Here is a 16380-nt window from a genome sequence, read left to right on the forward strand (position 1 = left end):
AGGGGCGGATGGTACGCAATTGCCGGGCGCAAGAACAGTGAACCTGAGGGCGCCGGCGCTGCTTGCACAGGAATGAAAGTTTCACAGCGGATTTTCATCAGGCCTGCCGGGCGATGTCCCTGGGCGACACTTCTTGTCTGTGCACGAAAATGACTTTCAGAATGTTTGAAGAATGCTCCTTGAAATGATTTATGAGTTTCACAACTCGACGTGACCCTGTTCAAGGAGTACCGCATGGCCCCTGCTTTCGGATACTGGCTGCTGGTCTACGCGGCCATCGCCATCATTGCGCTGATCGTGCTGATCGCCCGTTACCGGCTCAATCCGTTCATCGTGATCACGCTGGTGTCCATCGGCCTGGCGTTGATGGCGGGGATGCCGCCGTCGGGCGTGGTGGGGGCCTATGAGGCCGGAGTCGGCAAGACGCTGGGGCACATTGCGCTGGTGGTGGCCCTGGGCACGATGCTCGGCAAAATGATGGCCGAGTCCGGCGGGGCGGAGCGGCTGGCGCAGACGCTGATCGAACGCTTCGGCGAGCGCAACGCCCATGGGGCGATGGTGTGCATCGCCTTCCTGGTGGGGCTGCCGTTGTTCTTCGAAGTCGGTTTCGTGCTGCTGGTGCCCATTGCCTTCACCATCGCCCGGCGCGTGGGGGTGTCGATCCTGATGGTGGGGTTGCCGATGGTCGCCGGGCTCTCGGTGGTCCATGCCCTGGTGCCGCCGCATCCGGCGGCGATGCTGGCGGTGCAGGCGTTCCAGGCCTCCGTGGGACAGACCCTGTTGTATGCGATCCTGATTGGCATCCCCACCGCGATCATCGCCGGGCCGCTTTATGCGAAATTCATCGTGCCGCGGATCCCGCTGCCGGCGGAAAATCCGCTGGAACGGCAGTTTCTCGACCGCGAACCCCGCGCCCGGTTGCCGGGGTTCGGCATCACCCTGGGGACGATCCTGCTGCCGGTGTTCCTGATGCTGATCGGCGGTTGGGCCAACCTGATTTCCACGCCGGGCAGCGGTTTCAACCAGTTCCTGCTGTTCATTGGCAACTCGGTGATTGCCTTGCTGCTGGCGACCCTCCTCAGTTTCTGGACCCTCGGCCTGGCCCAGGGCTTCAACCGCGAATCGATCCTCAAGTTCACCAACGAATGCCTGGCACCGACGGCGAGCATCACCTTGCTGGTGGGCGCCGGCGGCGGCTTGAACCGGATTCTGGTGGACGCCGGGGTCACCCAGCAGATCGTCGGCCTGGCCCAGGCATTCCAGTTGTCGCCACTGGTCATGGGCTGGCTGTTCGCGGCCTTGATGCGCGTCGCCACGGGGTCGGCCACGGTGGCGATGACCACGGCTTCGGGTATCGTCGCGCCCGTGGCGATCAGCCTCGGATACCCGCACCCCGAGCTGCTGGTGCTGGCCACCGGGGCCGGGTCGGTTATCTTTTCCCACGTGAATGACGGCGGCTTCTGGCTGATCAAGGAATACTTCAATATGACCGTTGCCCAGACCTTCAAGACCTGGACGGTGCTCGAAACCCTGATTTCCCTGGTCGCCTTCGGCCTGACCCTCGGGCTTGCGCGTTTGCTCTGAGCGTTACGCACCCACACAGGAGCCCCCATGGACATCCTCTACCAGATCCGCGCTCGCCAGGATTCCTTCAGTGCCGGCGAAGGCCGAATCGCCCGGCTGATGCTCGACGACGTCGGCTTTGCCGCCTCCGCCAGCCTGGACGAACTGGCCCAGCGCGCCGACGTCAGCAGCGCCACGCTGTCACGGTTTGCCCGTAGCGTCGGTTGTCGCGACCTGCGGGACCTGCGCCTGCAACTGGCCCAGGCCAGCGGTGTCGGCAGTCGGTTTCTCGACCCGACGGGCGCGCCCGAGCAATCGGCGTTTTATGGACAGATTGTCGGTGACATCGAGTCCACGTTGCGCCAGCACCTGTCGGCATTCGAAGAAACACGATTCGCTGATGCCGTGCGGATGCTGGGCAAGGCGCGGATGATCCATGCGTTCGGGCTCGGCGGCTGGTCGGCGCTGTGTTGCGAAGAGTTGCAGGTGCGCCTGGTGCGTTTCGGCTACCCGATTGCCGCGTGCCGCGATCCGGTGATGATGCGCATCACCGCCACCTCGCTCAGCGAAGCCCATCTGGTCATCGCCTGTTCGCTCACCGGCATCACCCCGGAGCTGCTCGATGCCGTTGAACTGGCCCGCGGCTATGGCGCGCCGATCCTGGCCATTACCCGAGCCGACTCGCCGCTGGCCCAACTGGCCGATGGGGTGCTGCCCCTGCAAGGCGCCGAAACCTCGTTCATCTACAAACCCACGGCAGCGCGCTACGGCATGCTGCTGGCCATCGACGTGCTCGCCACCGAGCTTGCCCTGGCCCACCCCGAAGACAATCAAGAGCGCCTGCGGCGGGTCAAACTCGCGCTGGACGACTACCGTGGCGGCGACGACGACCTGCCGCTGGGAGACTGACATGCTGTACGACACGCTTATCCGCAACGCGCACGTCATCGATGGCCGCGACACCCCCGGCTACGACGCCGATGTTGCGATTCGAGCCGGGCGCATCGAGCGCATCGGTGACGTGGGCGCGGCGCGGGCGGTGGTCGACATCGACGCCGCTGGCCGCGTGCTGGCGCCGGGGTTCATCGACGTGCACACCCATGACGACACGGTGGTGATCCGCCAACCGCAGATGCTGCCCAAGCTCAGCCAGGGCGTGACCACGGTGATCGTCGGCAACTGCGGCATCAGCGCCTCGCCGGTGAGCCTGCGGGGCGATCCGCCCGACCCGATGAACCTGCTCGGCCCGGCCTCGGCGTTTACCTACCCGCGCTTCAGCGATTATCGCGACGCCGTGGAAGCGGCTGCACCGGCGGTCAACGTTGCCGCGTTGGTGGGCCACACGGCGTTGCGCAACAATCACATGGACGATCTGCTGCGCACCGCCAGCGCGCCGCAAATCGCCGCCATGCGCCGGCAACTGCGCGAAAGCCTGGAGAACGGCGCGCTGGGGTTGTCCACCGGACTGGCCTACGCCAACGCGTTTTGCGCGTCCACCGACGAAGTCATGCAACTGACCGAAGAGCTGCAGGCCTTCGGTGCGGTCTACACCACTCACCTGCGCAGCGAATTCGAGCCCGTGCTCGAGGCCATGGCCGAAGCGTTCCAGATCGGTCGTCATGCGCAGAGTCCAGTGATCATTTCCCACCTCAAATGCGCTGGCGCCGGTAATTGGGGGCGCAGTCCACAGGTGCTCGCGGCGCTGGAAAATGCCGCGCGACACCATCCCGTCGGCTGTGACTGCTACCCCTATGCGGCGAGTTCTTCAACGCTGGATCTCAAGCAAGTGACTGACGCCCATCGCATCACCATCACCTGGTCGACGCCGCATCCGTCGATGGGCGGCCGCGACCTGACCGATATTGCCGGCGAGTGGGGCGTGTCGCTGCTGGACGCGGCGCAACGCCTGCAACCGGCGGGTGCGGTGTACTACGGCATGGATGAAGGTGATGTAAGACGAATCCTCGCCCACCCGCTGTCCATGGTCGGTTCCGACGGATTGCCCGAAGACCCGTTTCCCCACCCGCGCCTGTGGGGCGCTTTCCCACGGGTGCTGGGACATTTCAGTCGTGACGTCGGGCTTTTTCCGCTGCATACCGCCGTGCATAAAATGACCGGCCTTTCTGCGGCGCGCTTCGGCTTGGAAGGGCGCGGGGACATCCGTGAAGGGCATTGGGCTGATCTGGTGCTGTTCAATCCACAGACCATTCGTGATGTCGCCGATTTCATCGAACCGCAACGGGCTGCCGAAGGCATTGATGGCGTGTGGGTCAATGGCGTCCTGAGTTATGACGAAGGCCAGGCGAATGGGCGCCGGGGAGGACGGTTCCTGGCGCGGGGAAGTCTCGCGGAGTGATGAGTCAGTGTGGCGAGGGCGCTTGCTCCCGCTGGGGTGCGAAGCAGCCCCTGTGTTGACATCATCACACGGCAGGGGACGCTGGCGCGTCCAGAGGGAGTAAGCTCCCTCGCCACGGGTTCGTTGGAGCCTTCGAATGTGCAGTGTTATCCAGGGGGGTGGCACTTCGACATTAAAGAACCCCGCGCCAAGGCCGAAGCACTGGGTTCAACCCAGCTAGACTGGGTCCTTTCAGCCAGGGAGCAAACCCATGAGCTTCGGTAAAACCACTCCGATCCTGCGGATCTTCGATGAAGCCAAGGCGATGGAGTTCTACGTCGACTTCCTGGGCTTTACCGTCGACTGGCAACACCGCTTTGGCGACAACTTCCCGCTCTACCTGCAAGTGTCCCGTGGCGAGTGCGTGTTGCACCTGTCCGAGCACCATGGCGATTGCACGCCGGGCTCGGCGCTGCGCATCGAGACGGATGAACTGCAAGCGTTCCAGCAGCAATTGCGGGCCACGCAGTACCGTTACGCTCACCCGGAGATCCAGGCGATGCCTTGGGGGACCCAGGAACTGACCGTCACCGACCCGTTCGGGAACCGGTTGGTGTTTACCGACGCGATCAGTGCCTGAGTCCTGAACTGCCAAGGCGCTAAGGTCGTGTGATTGCCTGGACGTGATCGTTGTACATCTCATAGCTCCTGGGGTGGCGCTGCGTGGGAATATGGACGTTTTCGGGAATGATCCCGCTGCAGTTGAAGCAGGCAATGAACGGTTCCGGTTGGGCCACGCCGGTGATTTTTTCGGTGAACAGGTACGTGTCCGAAAGCACTCGCTCGGCCTGGCCCGGATAGAGCGCAACGACATCGTTCAGTACCCGGACTTCCCCATGCGCCCCCGGCCCCCCGGCGCGCACGGGGAGGATGCCGTTGCAGCGCTCGATAAGCGTGGCGATGAGGTTCTGGGTGTTGGGCTGGAGCTCCGACAGGGCATCGACCGTCCTGCTCAGCGTGGGCTCGCGCTTGAGTAACTCGGGATCCACTTCGAGTCTGTGGATCGGGTCGTTCTTGGTGGCGCGGTAGCGTTCGGCCAGGTCGCTCAGGTACTCGCTGGTATTGCCGATCCTGTAGCTGCCGAAGTTCAGGTAGAAACTGTCGCTTTTAGCGCTGCCTTCGTAGTGGGCGTCCACGCCGCGATAACCCGTCGGGCCGGATTTGGGACCGGAGAGGTTGTGGTACTCGTAGAGCGCCACCGGCTTACTGTCCAGGGTATCGCCGGTCACGCCAAACGAGTGGACCACCAGGTCCTTGCGCTTTGTCTTGCTCAAGCCTGGGGTCGGACGCAGGGCCAGGTTGAGCGCGGCGTTTTCTCGGTCGTCACCGGCCGTTCGCCTGGGCGGCAGGGCCGAGGGAGGCTGCATCATCGCCAGGGACCGGGCGTGCCCATCAGCCTCCACCCCTTTGACGACGTCATCCTTCAGCCATCCCTGATGGTCGACGAACCTGAGCGGATTGTTGGCCACCATGGCGTACAGGTTCAATCCGTCGACCGCCCCCGCCGGGTCGGGGCTGATCCAGCGTTGCAACCAGGGCGCGTAGTAGCGTTGGCCGTAGTAATACAGGCCGCTGGCGTCGCGCTCCTTGCCGCAATAGCGAAGGGTGCGATAGCTGACTTCCAGCGCCGAGCGCGAGGCCAACCAGGCGGTCCCTCCGTAGGGCAGGTAGCCTTCCTGGCTGATCAACCCGCCTTGGGCGTCGAGCTCCAGTGAGCAGGAGCTCAGGTGGTCGCCAAGGCCGTAGCGCATTGGGTTGGCGGCGATGCCGGAGGGTCGGCCTGCGGTCCAGTGCAGGTAACGCACGCTGAAGCGGCCGGCTTGCAGGCTGATCATTTCCAGCCGTTCATTGGGACGGGTGTGGATTTCCAGGCCCGGCAGGTAGCGCACCTCCCGGGTATGGATGATGGCCTCGGTGTGGACCGTGCGGACCTTGCGCACCCGTTGGCCGCCGTTGTCGTAGAGATAGCGCTCAACGTCGTCGGGCGCGTCTGCACGCTGGACCAGCACCACGCTGTCGAGTTGATTGCGGTTGTTCCAGGCCAGCGCCTGCCCGGGCAGCAGCGCCTGCTGGTTGCCGTTGGCATCGAAGGCCATCGTGACGTCGGGCGCCGACTGGCCGGTGTTCCAGCTCAGCAGGCGGTTGCTGGTGGGGCTGACGTTGAACGTCCGGGTGTAGTGGTTGCGCTCGCGGACATGGCGCAGCTCGGTCAGGTTGCCGCCGATGTCGTAGGTGTAGTGCTCGGTGTAATTGAACAACTGACCGGCATCGATCGGAATGTTGAGGAGGGTCGGGGCCAGGCCTGCGGTTTCACGCCCTGTCGCACGGATCAATTGATACAGGCTGTCGTAGGTGAAGGTGCGCGTGGCTTCGACCCGCTGGTTACTGCCGTACTGCACCGGCTGGGCCTTGTCTTCGATGCGCAGCACGTTCCCCACCGGGTCGTAGGTGTAATGCAGGTCCTGCAAGGTTCGGGTGGACAGCGATGCGCTGAGAGCGGTCAGTCGCCCGGTGGCCGGGTCGAACACGGCGCGGCTGATGACACCGTTGCCGGCGGCCTGGGATTCGAGCTGGCCGGAGGCGTTGTAGGTGAGTTGGCTTGCGACGGTTGTTTCGACGGTGGCGTCCCGGGGCTTCAGGCTCACGGTACTGAGCTGGCCCGCGCGATCGAACGTGTACCGCTGTTGGTGCCGGGCCGCATCGGTTTGTTCGATGACCTGCCCGAGTGCGTCGTAGCGCCAATGTGTGGTGTGGCCGTCGCCCTGTTCCAGCAGCAGGTCTCGGTCTTTTTCGTTCCCTGGCCAGTCGCCGGGCGCGGTGTCGGCTGACAGGTGCCGGGTCTGACTCAGCGGGTTGGCGCAAAGCGCGTAGGCATGGGTGAGCAGGGTGCCGGCGCTGTCATCCTGACGGACCAGGGCACCACACAGGTTACGGGCGGCAGACGCTGGCGAACTGTCGCCGTAGCGCAGGCATTCGACTGTGCGTGGCGCCTGCCCTGGCGTTTGCTCGCGACGTATGACCGGCCGCCGTTGATCGTCGAAGGTGGTTTGCTCCTGATTTCCCCGTTGGTCCCAACGGCGCAGCACCTGCCCGGCGTCGCCCGGCAGGCTCAGGCGCCACCCGGCGTCGACACTGCTCACCCGCAGTGACTTGCCCGACAAGCTGTAGACGGTTTGCAGGTTGGCCTCGGGGGCGTTGGCGAACAGCCGGGCGTCCCACTGCGCCACCTGCCGCCCCGCCGCGTCGTAGTGATGCCGGATGATGCGCGCCTGGCTTGGCTCGTCTGCCTCGCGTCGGTGGTAAGCCACCTGCCGCACGGGCAGGCCACGGTTGTCGATGACGTTGATCGTGGGCGTCTTGTGGTGAAGGCGAGCGCTCATGCAGCACCCCCGCGGGTCGACATGACCTCCTGCAAGGTGTCGTTTTCGTCTTCGTCCACGCTGTACCAGGGGTGGCGCGTGTGGCGGCGCAAATAGCAAAGGTCATCCTGCCGGGCGAGCCACGTGTGGGTCAGGCGTCCGAGGGGGTCGTGGACATGCTGGTCGAAATGACCGCACTGGCGCAGGGACGCATCGTTGATGTGGCGATGATGATCGGCAAAGTAAGGCCGATAGACCCGCACCACCCACCCCTTGCCGTTGTATTCCACCCGTTCGCTGACACGCCAGCGCACCGCGGCGATCTGCGCCTTGGGCTTTCCATCTGCCAGGGTCAGTTCGCCTTTGGCGTCGACGACACAGGCCATGCCCGACTCGACCCGTTGTTTGTTTTGCAACGTTCGACCGAAGCCATCGAAATGGGTGATGGCAATGCGGATCTGTTGCTGCGGGTCATCGGGGTAGCGGTCGGCGACCAGGGTCGCGACATGCACGGGCTCTCGGCTCGAGGCCTCGAGTTCGTCTTTGAGCTTCAGGTCGTCGCCGGACAATGCTCGGCCAGACGACAACCGGGTTCGGGCTGACGCGCAGAGATGCCCGTCGGCAAGCAGGTCCCCTCTTGCTACGCAACGCGCCAGCCAGTCGGTGTCGGCCAATGCGGCCGTCGATACCCGCCCCATCCAGCTGAAGGGCGCGTAATAGTGGGCCGTGGCGGCGCCCTGCACGGCTTCCCTTTCCCGGCGGACGGCCTGCGCCGCAGGCTCGAACGAAGGGCGCTTGAACTGGGCAAGGGGCTTGAAGCCCGCGGGCGTGCCGTCTTCATCGCCATGAAAAGAGCTGGCCAGGACCTGCCCGAACCCATCGAACAAGCCTTCCTGGACGTTGCCGTTGGGGTCGGTGATGCGCACCGGTTGCAGCGAGCGGTAGTCGTGGACAGCCTGGGTGGTGCAGCCATCGGGCAGCGTGAAGGCGATGACCCGGCAGGCATACGGGTCGTAGCTGATCTGGGTCACGCCCTGGCTTTGGCTCGGCTGTACAGCGTTGACCTTGTAGAAACCTTCCAGCGGCGCGTAGCTCGCGAAATCGCTCTTGACTGACCATAGCCTTGCGGGCGCCGACGCGGGCAGGAAGTCGGTCATGTGGTGATAGCCGATTTGCTCCAGCAGTTTTCCTTGAGGGCGGGCGTCTTGTGACAGCGACTGGAAGGCTTCCAGGGCCTTTTCATCCAGCTCGGCGTGCTCCAGGTGATCGACCAGGGCCTGCAGGTCGGCGACGCCGTCGGGCCAGATGGCTCCGTTCGACGCCTGTTTATAGCGCTGCACGGACAGGCCGGTGAGCACGCCTTGGGTGTTCCAAGTGGTGGCTGTCACACGGTCATCGAGTGTTTCGAACGTGATGTCCCGTGGGGCCAGCCCTTCGTCTACAGGGGCCTTGGGGCGCTGCAACGTCTGGGTACGCTGGCGATAAGGCAGGCCGAGTCGCCATTGCTGGGCTGTTTGCAGGTGGATGAACTCGGCGCGGGTTTCGTTCAGGTGGTAGCGCTGCTGCGCCGGGTCGTGAGCGTCGCGCCACCACTGCTGTTGGTCGGCGTCGTTGAATGGCGGGGTGTCGCTGGCGGTTGTTCGTCGGGCGTAATGGACATCCACGCTGCGGGTCTGCGCACCGTACAGGTCGTGTTGCAGATTCAGGGTGTGCCGGCATTGCGGGTCATCGACAAAGCCGTCGTATTGATACGTGATCGACTCCAGCAGCAGCGGCAGCATCCGGGCCTGGCGGCGATGGTTGTCGGGGGCTTGTAGCAGGCGCAGCCCGTAACGGTGCTCCTGGACCGTATAGAGGCGGGTGGCGTTGCGGCGTTCATCGACGCCGAAGACCTCGCTGCGCAGCAAGCGGCCACACAAGGCGCGGGCCATTTCCAGGTCGGTGGTCGCGTCTGGCGAGGCGATGATCCGGTCGCGCTGCGTCTCGGGTTGGTATTGGCAAAGCAATGTCTTGCCCAGCGCCATGGCGTGCTTGTCTGCGCGGCTGTAGCCGTTTCGCGGAATATCTACCCTGCGCCCGGTGTGAAACCAGGTTTTCTTAAGGCACGTGGCGCTGAAGTCCTGGGGGGCGCCATCGCCGGGGCTGGCTTGGGTATCGGTTTGCAGCAGCAGGCCGAAACCGCGAAATTCCCGCTCGCTGCCGTCGTAGTAACCTTGGCGATAGGCGAACGCCTGGGTCAGCTGGTTGCCGATGGTTTCGTCCAGGCGGGTCTGACTGCTCACCAGATGCAGGGCCAAGGGCAGGCGGCAAGTGAGTGGCTTGCCGGCGGCGATTCTCTCCTGTTTCTCATCCAGCCATTCCTGCGCCGAGCTGCGGTAGTCGATGCGGTCGTCGGCGCCCATGTTGTTGTTGGTGCCGGTGAGCAGATACGGTTTGGCGCTGACGAAGTCGTAGTGCCAATGTTGCGAGTTCATGTGCGGTGAGCTCAGGATCAGGCTTGAACAGCCGAGCCCTTGCAGGTCGGCGACGCTCACTTGGCACAACGGATCGTAGCGCAGCTCTTCGGGCCAGGGCAGCGCCACTGCGGGGGCGAAGCCCTGGCCGCAGCGGTTCATGAAAATCAGTGCCTGATCCGCTTGCAGGTAGATCAGGTCGACGGCGCCGGAGCCATCCAGGTCCGCCAGGCGAATACGCGAGGCGTCGAAGCTTTCGTGGGCCAACCCGGGGAAATCCAGCACCCGGCCTTGGCCGAAGCGTCCGCGACCGAGGTTGGGCCAACACCTCACTTCGTTATGACGAATGCGCACCAGGTGCTGCTGGCCGCTGCCCAGTACGTCGCTGAAAGCCACCAGTTCGCCGGCAGAGCCGGTGAACACGGGCAGGGCGTCTTCATGCGCTTCTCGGGGGACCTCGAATGGCGGTGAAAAACCGTATTTTCGTTGGTTGGCGTACAGGCGAACGCTACGCGGGCCGATCAATGCCAGATCGCCGAGCCCGTCCCCCATCAGATCGGCCAACTGCCCTTGAGGACTGAAGAACTCTGGGGCAAATGCCTCGAACGTGGCGAAGTCCGACCAGCTTCGATCGGCTTCGAGGGAGAAGAAACCGCTCACTTGCGGCCGGGCGATGAGCCAGTCCAAACGACCGTCCCCCGTGAGATCGCTCAAGGCCTGGTGCACCGATGTTGCCGTGTCGGCTACCGGGAGGTTGGGGAGCGTTCGCCACGGCGCGTAGGCCACTTCGTTGCCGTTGGCCTTCTCGCGCATGGGTTCACGGTAATGCCAGCCTTTTTCGTTTCGATGGAGCACGCCCGGCAGGCCTTCGCCGTACAGGTCCACTAACTGATAGCTGTGGCCGTCGTTGAGCCCCGGCATGTCCGCAAAACGCTGCCAGGCGAGGGGGTCGAGCGTGAGCTTGAATGCGCTGTAGCTGAACTCGACGGGAGGGCGTCGCTCGACGGTTTCGTCTTCGGCGAACGCCTGTTCGTGGGCGGCGCTCAAGTGCTGGTAACCCAAGGGCGTCTGTCGATAGTCAAGCAGCAGGCGCCGCACCAGGATGGGGGCCGCGCCCAGCTCATCGGGAAAACGGTGAAACATCAGGACCTGGCGGCACAGGCGTTCGGTGCGTAATTCAAAACCGTAGGCGAAGCTGGAAAATGGATCGCTGCGGGTCGGCCACTGCCGGCCCTCATACGGCGGCTTTTCTGTATAGGCAGTGGTTCGTTCACCGTAGTCGAACACCAGTTCGAAGTGCCATTGCACGGCCGTGAGCCGCTGCGCAGTCCATGAATAGAGCTGCGTGTCGGCCTTGAAATTGCCATAGCTGACCTGACTCAAATAGCGTTGGGCCGTGGCGTCTGTCTGGTATTGGTAGAGGATGTGTTCGCCGTGGGCGTTCAGGCTTTCCTCCAGCAACCATTCGCCGACTCGACGCGTATCCTCGGGATCGACGCGCCGCGAGGCCAGGCTCTTTCCGAACACGTGGAGGCTGCCGTCGGCACCGTGCACCAGCCAGAAGCCCGGCTTATCGCCTGGCGAAGCCCAATGCTCGATCCGGTCGAAACGGCTTTCGGTCCTGGGAAAGTGTCGGGTGACGGTGTAGGTCGTTCCCAGTGCCAGCTCGTTGTAGTGGTCGACGCGGGTCGAGGCGACAGCCTCTTGCGCATCACGCTCGGGCAGCCACACCACCCCGGTGGGGCCGATGATTTCGTCGTCTTGCCCGTAGGCCGGCACACCCTGGCTGGTGCGTCGTGCCACGCTGGGCAATGACAGCCCCCAGCCGATGCCGAACACACCGTTGCCGAGCGTACTGGCGTAGTTCAAGGACAGGGGCGGCGCAAAGCCGCGCCCCGACGAAATGGGCAAGGCCATCTCATAGACAGCCGTACCGTGGGCGCCCACGGGGCTCCATCCTTTGCCAATGCTTTGAATGGCACCACCGCCCTTGGGCAGGGAGGGTGCGGTGACCGGCAACGCGGATGGCTCGTTCATTGCGCACCTCCGCCGACCCTGGCCGTGTAGCTCACGTGCACGATGATGTCGGTCAGCGATTCCAGCAGGTCTTTTTGCGCCTCGGGGTTCGGGAAGGTCAGCTGCCATTGGGAAATGGCGCCGGTGTACTCGAACGGCAGGTAACGTTCGTCGTTGAAGCTCAGGGTAAACAGACCGTTGTCGTCGACCCCTGTCGACAGGGCGATCTGCTGATTGGCGCGGCGGCTCTCCATGGCACGGCCTCGGTCACCTGGCGACAAGAACACCGTGCTGGCGGTCTGGGTCAGCGTGGCCCGAATGTTTTCGTAAGGACCAACGACGGCCGGCAAGGTCACGCTGATGGTCTTGAGGCGTCGCAGGTAATGTTGCTGCCCTTGGTAATCGTCTTCGAACAACTGATGAGGCAGTTCGAACTCACACGTGCCTTTCTTCAGGTTGTCCAGCATCTGCGGCCATGGTTTGTTCAGGTGGCTGGCCGGGGTCTTGTCCTTCAGGTGTCGCAGCGACACCGTCTTGCGGATCTCCAGCTCGCGCTCATGGCGTTGCAGGTAGCCGGCGTGCATGTTCATCAGGTTCAGCTTCAGCGACTCGCCGGCACCAAGCCCTCGATAGGTCGTGTGCCACGCCCCGGGTTGAATGAAGCGACTGTCGAAGTCGGCGGTCTCATATTGCCAACAGGCTTCGGCGGCCAGGCACAGGCTCAGGGTTGCGTCGTAGGCTTGGCGATAGACCACGGCCAACTGGCTGTTGAGCCATTGGTACAGTTGCGTCCTGGAGAAGCGCTTGCTCAGGAAATCGTAGTTGGCCTTGGCCTGGCCGAGGGTCGCTTCGACCAGGCGCAATTGCAGGCGGGTGGCGGTTTCCTGTTCGGCGAAGTGCGCCAGTTGGGCGTCGAGCTGGGCCAGTTCGAGTTGTGACTGATCGTAGGCGTGATGCCATTCATCCCGACGGCGATCGAATATGGCCTGACGGTCGAGTTGGGCCGCAATCGTACGGCTGATAATCGCGGCGCTATGGGCGGCGGCAGAGGATGCGAGCGCCGGCCCCTCCCAACGGCTGCCGCCAATGCAGACACCCGCAATGTTCGGCGCCATCATCAGCCCCGCCGCCACGATTTGGCAGGCCATTGCGCCGGCTTCCAAGGTGCCGCTGGTCACGTAGAAGTAACTGGCCTTTGTTTCGGTGTCACTCAGGTCATCGTCCAGCAGTTTTTTGTAATGGGTACTGCGGTTTTGCACAATAGCCTGGCTGGCCAGCAACGCCTGGCGGTTCTGACGGTCGATATTCAAGGCCTGGCGTTGCAAGTCCAGAGAGATTTTTGCCAGATCCCAGGCTTGCTGTTGTTGCAACTCCTGCAACTGGGCTTCTTCCTTGCGCTCGATCAGCGACAGCAGCAGGGAGCCGAACTGGCTGAGGCTGTCCACTGCGTTCTGGGCGTGGTTGTGCATGACGGTGAAGCGATAATGGGGAATGGCGATGCTCGGCAGGCTTGTCGACGCGCTGTCCGAGAGGCTAAGGGCATTGGTGCTGAGGAGGGCGCGAGGGTCCATCGGCGCCGCGATGACCGGCAGGTGCAGCGGCTTGCCGGCGATGTCGAGGTTGTGCCGCAGGTTGTGCAGCCGGCTCTCGGCCGTGTCCCAGCCTCTGAGCAACTGCGGGTTGAACGGCAGATGCAGATACGGGCTATCGATGGCCGGCAGGGTCGAGCGTGCGCTGCCTTCGCGAAGGACCAACGCGCGGTGGTCGTTCAGGCGGGTCAGCGAGTACTCGAAGGTGCGCAGGTCGTCGTCGGGTGTTTCGACCAACGTTTGCAGGCTGAGGGCCGTCCAGGGCGCCACTGTCCGAACGACCGGGCGCGGGCCCAGCAGGTCGAGCACACGCACGTACCACAGCTTCGCTTCGCTGAGGCCGTCTGGCGTCATGGCGCGGTATGCGGCATCGCCCCGGTTGATCAGGATGTCCAGGTACAGGAAGTACAGCGCCTTGCACAAGTGCACGGGATGACTGAGGGCGATCTGGTGCGGATCATGGGGCGCCTGATCGGCGTACGACGGCACGCCGCGATCGACCAGCGGCACGCTGCGCCAGCATTCATCCTTGTTGCGACCCGGATCAAAGGCGTAGCGCAGCCAGCGCTCGGCTTCCTCATACCGCTGCTCGGCGTTCAAGCGATGGGCGACCAGCCATGGCACATGGAGGAACAGCTCGGTGAAGTAACGGCCGTAGGCGCCATGAAAATCCATCGCGATGTTCGGGTCGTCGGGTATCGCGGGTTCCTGCAGGTGTTGGGTCGTCCAGTCGAACAGTTCATCCAGGCCGTCCTCGGTACGCCGGATCAGTTCGGCGGCGAACACGGTGTTCAAACGGATCGGCGAGCGCCGTCGACTGGAGGCGTCACTGGTTTTGATCGTGGACTTGGCGAAATCGATGAACTGGGTGGACCCCAAGCCGGGCGCCGAGACCTGGGTAATGTCGGGCGGTTGCTGGCGCTTCAAGGGGCGTTTGAGCGTGACAGCCCGGAGGACGGAGTAGAGCTTTCTTGTCGGATCGAGAGGGTGGACGAACGCCACCCCGAGAAGCAGGATGGTGCCGTCGCCGCCGGGATCGGTGCCGGGCCACTCGAAGTCAAAGGACGGCGGCAGATGCTCGGCCGGAACGGACTCGGCCACGACGCTCAGGTCTGCGTAGGTCAGCGGTCGGTCTAATGAGGCCGCGGGTTGCCGGAAGACGACGTATTGCTTGTCCAGCGGTTCATCGCAGAGCACGGCGACGTGTTCCACGTCAAAAGTTTTGGCATGCTCGGTCTGCAGGGTCATGGTTTGCGAACCGCTGGTGGAGGAGCTTCTGTTCTTACGCCGGCTGGCCTTGATCAGGTGTCTGACGGCATCCGTGGAGATGAATTTTCCCTCAAGGCTGGTCTGGCTGGAGAGCGTAATGTTGGGCGTGTGTTCGCTGTCTCTCAGAACGTCAGCCGTGTGCGAAAAGGACACCGTGAAGCTTCGATCGAGGGCGACGGGGAGCTTGCTGAGATTAAGGCTCGAACCGCCATGAAGCCGCATGTAGGGCGCCTGCGGCAGGCGTTGGGCAGGGAACAGCAGGTTCATTTGCAGGCGAGGCTCAAGACTGAAGGCGTTCTCCACCCTCAAGCGCATCACGTTGCGCGGCAGGTACCCCATGTTCCCTGCGCTGGTCATGTCGATGTTGGCCGCCATTTGCAACGTGAGCCTGGAGTCGTGCCGGGTGTAGGTGAGCGTGATGCGATCGCGGTAGGCGCTTTCGAAATCCGACAGGGTGGGGGGCAGGTTGCCGGGCAGGGCAACTTCTGTGATTTCGAGGTTGGTGGACGTTGTGGCTTGGATACGCTGTGCGGCGGCGCTCAGGAGTTGCTGTTCGTTGTCCGCGTCCGTTGAGCGACCCGGTTCATGATTGAGGTGCCTGTCGATGCAGACTGTCTGTCTGAAGGCGAGCTCCTTGCCGCTGGCCAGGCCTGACGCTGCCGGTGATCCATACCCCTGCAAGGCGAGAAACAGCGAGTCGCGCGAGCCTTGGCGATAATGCACGGCGACCGTGGCGAGCAACGTCTTGATCGCCGCAAGGCCTTTGTTGCCCAGGGAACTGTCTTCCCAATGGCCTTGCAGGGCCACGCGCGGCGTACTCCAGGTTCCATCGTGTTTTTTGAAGCAATAGCTCAGGCGCAACAGCGGATGGTGCTTGCTCCCTGCCGTTGTATCGTCCTGCGAAGAGGCGCTGGAGGCTGAAGGCTCCTGGTGAATGCATTCGGCCCAGATAACGAACAGCCGATTGTTGAACCAGACCGGTCGCACCGAATGCTCGGGCGCGTTCTCGGGGATGGGGACGTCGGCTTTTTCCCAGTCCGACCAGGCGTACGGGGCCGGCGGGTCCAGCTTGGGCGTGATGCCCGGTGGTTGTGTCGGCACACCCGCGAGGGGCCGCTGCGCCATGTTCAGTGAACGCCAGAAGTAGCTGTTTTCGCTGCGGGACTTGGCGATGAAGTAGTAGGTGCTGTTGGCGTAGTCCTCGCCATCGATGTAGCCGTTGAGGATGTTCAGGTTGGCCACTTCTTCGAATCGGGTCAGGTACGCCATGACCGCCGATTGAACGGCGTCGGGTTGGATCTGGTTCTGGTTGAGGGCGCTTTCCAGTTGTTCGAAGTTGGCGCTTTTGTCGGCTCTCAGGTTCGGGTCGAGGTACATCGCAGGGAAGTAAAGCAACTGCTGGTGGGCGGCCCACGTCGGGTACTGGTGCATTTCGTCGCGCCAGGTTTGCCGCAGATCGGTGGTGATGTCGGCGGGCTCATAGCCGGGCTCCAGGTTCATCAGGATGCGGTTGATGTATTGCTGCAAACTGGCAATGGCGCAGGCCACGGAGGTGGTGGGCACGTCCTGGCTGACCAGTACGTCCAGCAGCCAGAATTCGTAGAGCTCCCGGGCGGTCTTGATCTTGTAGGGTTTCATCCTGTCCCGATCGGGCGCGACCTTGTTCAGGTAAAGCGCCAACAGCGCATCGCGCAGGCTTTCATCGAGCTGCTTCTTAATGGCAACGGTCATATTCA

The 16380-nt window shown here is 63.4% G+C and carries 7 protein-coding genes; 4 read left to right on the top strand and 3 right to left on the bottom strand.

Features of this window, described 5'->3' with window-relative positions:
- Positions 1-234: 234 nt before the first annotated feature.
- The 4 genes from V5F23_RS03485 (at position 235) to V5F23_RS03500 (ending at position 4538) form a co-directional block, all read left to right on the top strand.
- Entirely contained in the window at positions 235-1584 is a 1350-nt protein-coding gene (locus tag V5F23_RS03485; RefSeq protein WP_338497584.1) for a gluconate:H+ symporter, read from the top strand.
- A 27-nt stretch (positions 1585-1611) separates the two neighbouring features.
- Positions 1612-2472 (top strand): MurR/RpiR family transcriptional regulator, encoded by an 861-nt coding sequence (locus V5F23_RS03490; RefSeq protein ID WP_123578286.1) that lies wholly within the window; start codon positions 1612-1614, stop codon positions 2470-2472.
- A 1-nt stretch (position 2473) separates the two neighbouring features.
- A complete protein-coding gene (locus tag V5F23_RS03495) occupies positions 2474-3919 on the top strand; it encodes a D-aminoacylase (RefSeq protein ID WP_042730891.1) in 1446 nt (481 codons plus the stop codon).
- Between the two features lie 250 nt (positions 3920-4169).
- Entirely contained in the window at positions 4170-4538 is a 369-nt protein-coding gene (locus tag V5F23_RS03500) for a glyoxalase superfamily protein (protein ID WP_042730888.1), read from the top strand.
- A 19-nt stretch (positions 4539-4557) separates the two neighbouring features.
- Here the strand turns inward: V5F23_RS03500 and V5F23_RS03505 are convergent, their stop codons facing one another.
- From V5F23_RS03505 to V5F23_RS03515, 3 genes are read right to left on the bottom strand one after another with little or no spacing between them, the layout of a single operon-like run.
- A complete protein-coding gene (locus tag V5F23_RS03505; protein WP_338497586.1) occupies positions 4558-7338 on the bottom strand; it encodes an RHS repeat-associated core domain-containing protein in 2781 nt (926 codons plus the stop codon).
- A complete protein-coding gene (locus tag V5F23_RS03510; RefSeq protein WP_338497587.1) occupies positions 7335-11807 on the bottom strand; it encodes a SpvB/TcaC N-terminal domain-containing protein in 4473 nt (1490 codons plus the stop codon). Before V5F23_RS03510 ends, V5F23_RS03505 begins: the two co-directional genes overlap by 4 nt.
- Complete coding sequence (locus V5F23_RS03515) at positions 11804-16375, bottom strand: neuraminidase-like domain-containing protein (RefSeq protein ID WP_338497590.1); 4572 nt, start codon at positions 16373-16375, stop codon at positions 11804-11806. Before V5F23_RS03515 ends, V5F23_RS03510 begins: the two co-directional genes overlap by 4 nt.
- Positions 16376-16380: the final 5 nt, after the last annotated feature.

Source organism: Pseudomonas sp. WP18, assembly GCF_036689585.1.
Classification (GTDB): Bacteria; Pseudomonadota; Gammaproteobacteria; order Pseudomonadales; family Pseudomonadaceae; genus Aquipseudomonas; species Aquipseudomonas chlororaphis_E.

What these genes read in the sequence shown, in the direction of transcription:
- V5F23_RS03505 (WP_338497586.1), bottom strand. Translation starts at nt 7,338, where the DNA reads ATGAGCGCTCGCCTTCACCACAAGACGCCCACGATCAACGTCATCGAC.
- V5F23_RS03500 (WP_042730888.1), top strand. Translation starts at nt 4,170, where the DNA reads ATGAGCTTCGGTAAAACCACTCCGATCCTGCGGATCTTCGATGAAGCC.
- V5F23_RS03490 (WP_123578286.1), top strand. Translation starts at nt 1,612, where the DNA reads ATGGACATCCTCTACCAGATCCGCGCTCGCCAGGATTCCTTCAGTGCC.
- V5F23_RS03495 (WP_042730891.1), top strand. Translation starts at nt 2,474, where the DNA reads ATGCTGTACGACACGCTTATCCGCAACGCGCACGTCATCGATGGCCGC.
- V5F23_RS03515 (WP_338497590.1), bottom strand. Translation starts at nt 16,375, where the DNA reads ATGACCGTTGCCATTAAGAAGCAGCTCGATGAAAGCCTGCGCGATGCG.
- V5F23_RS03485 (WP_338497584.1), top strand. Translation starts at nt 235, where the DNA reads ATGGCCCCTGCTTTCGGATACTGGCTGCTGGTCTACGCGGCCATCGCC.
- V5F23_RS03510 (WP_338497587.1), bottom strand. Translation starts at nt 11,807, where the DNA reads ATGAACGAGCCATCCGCGTTGCCGGTCACCGCACCCTCCCTGCCCAAG.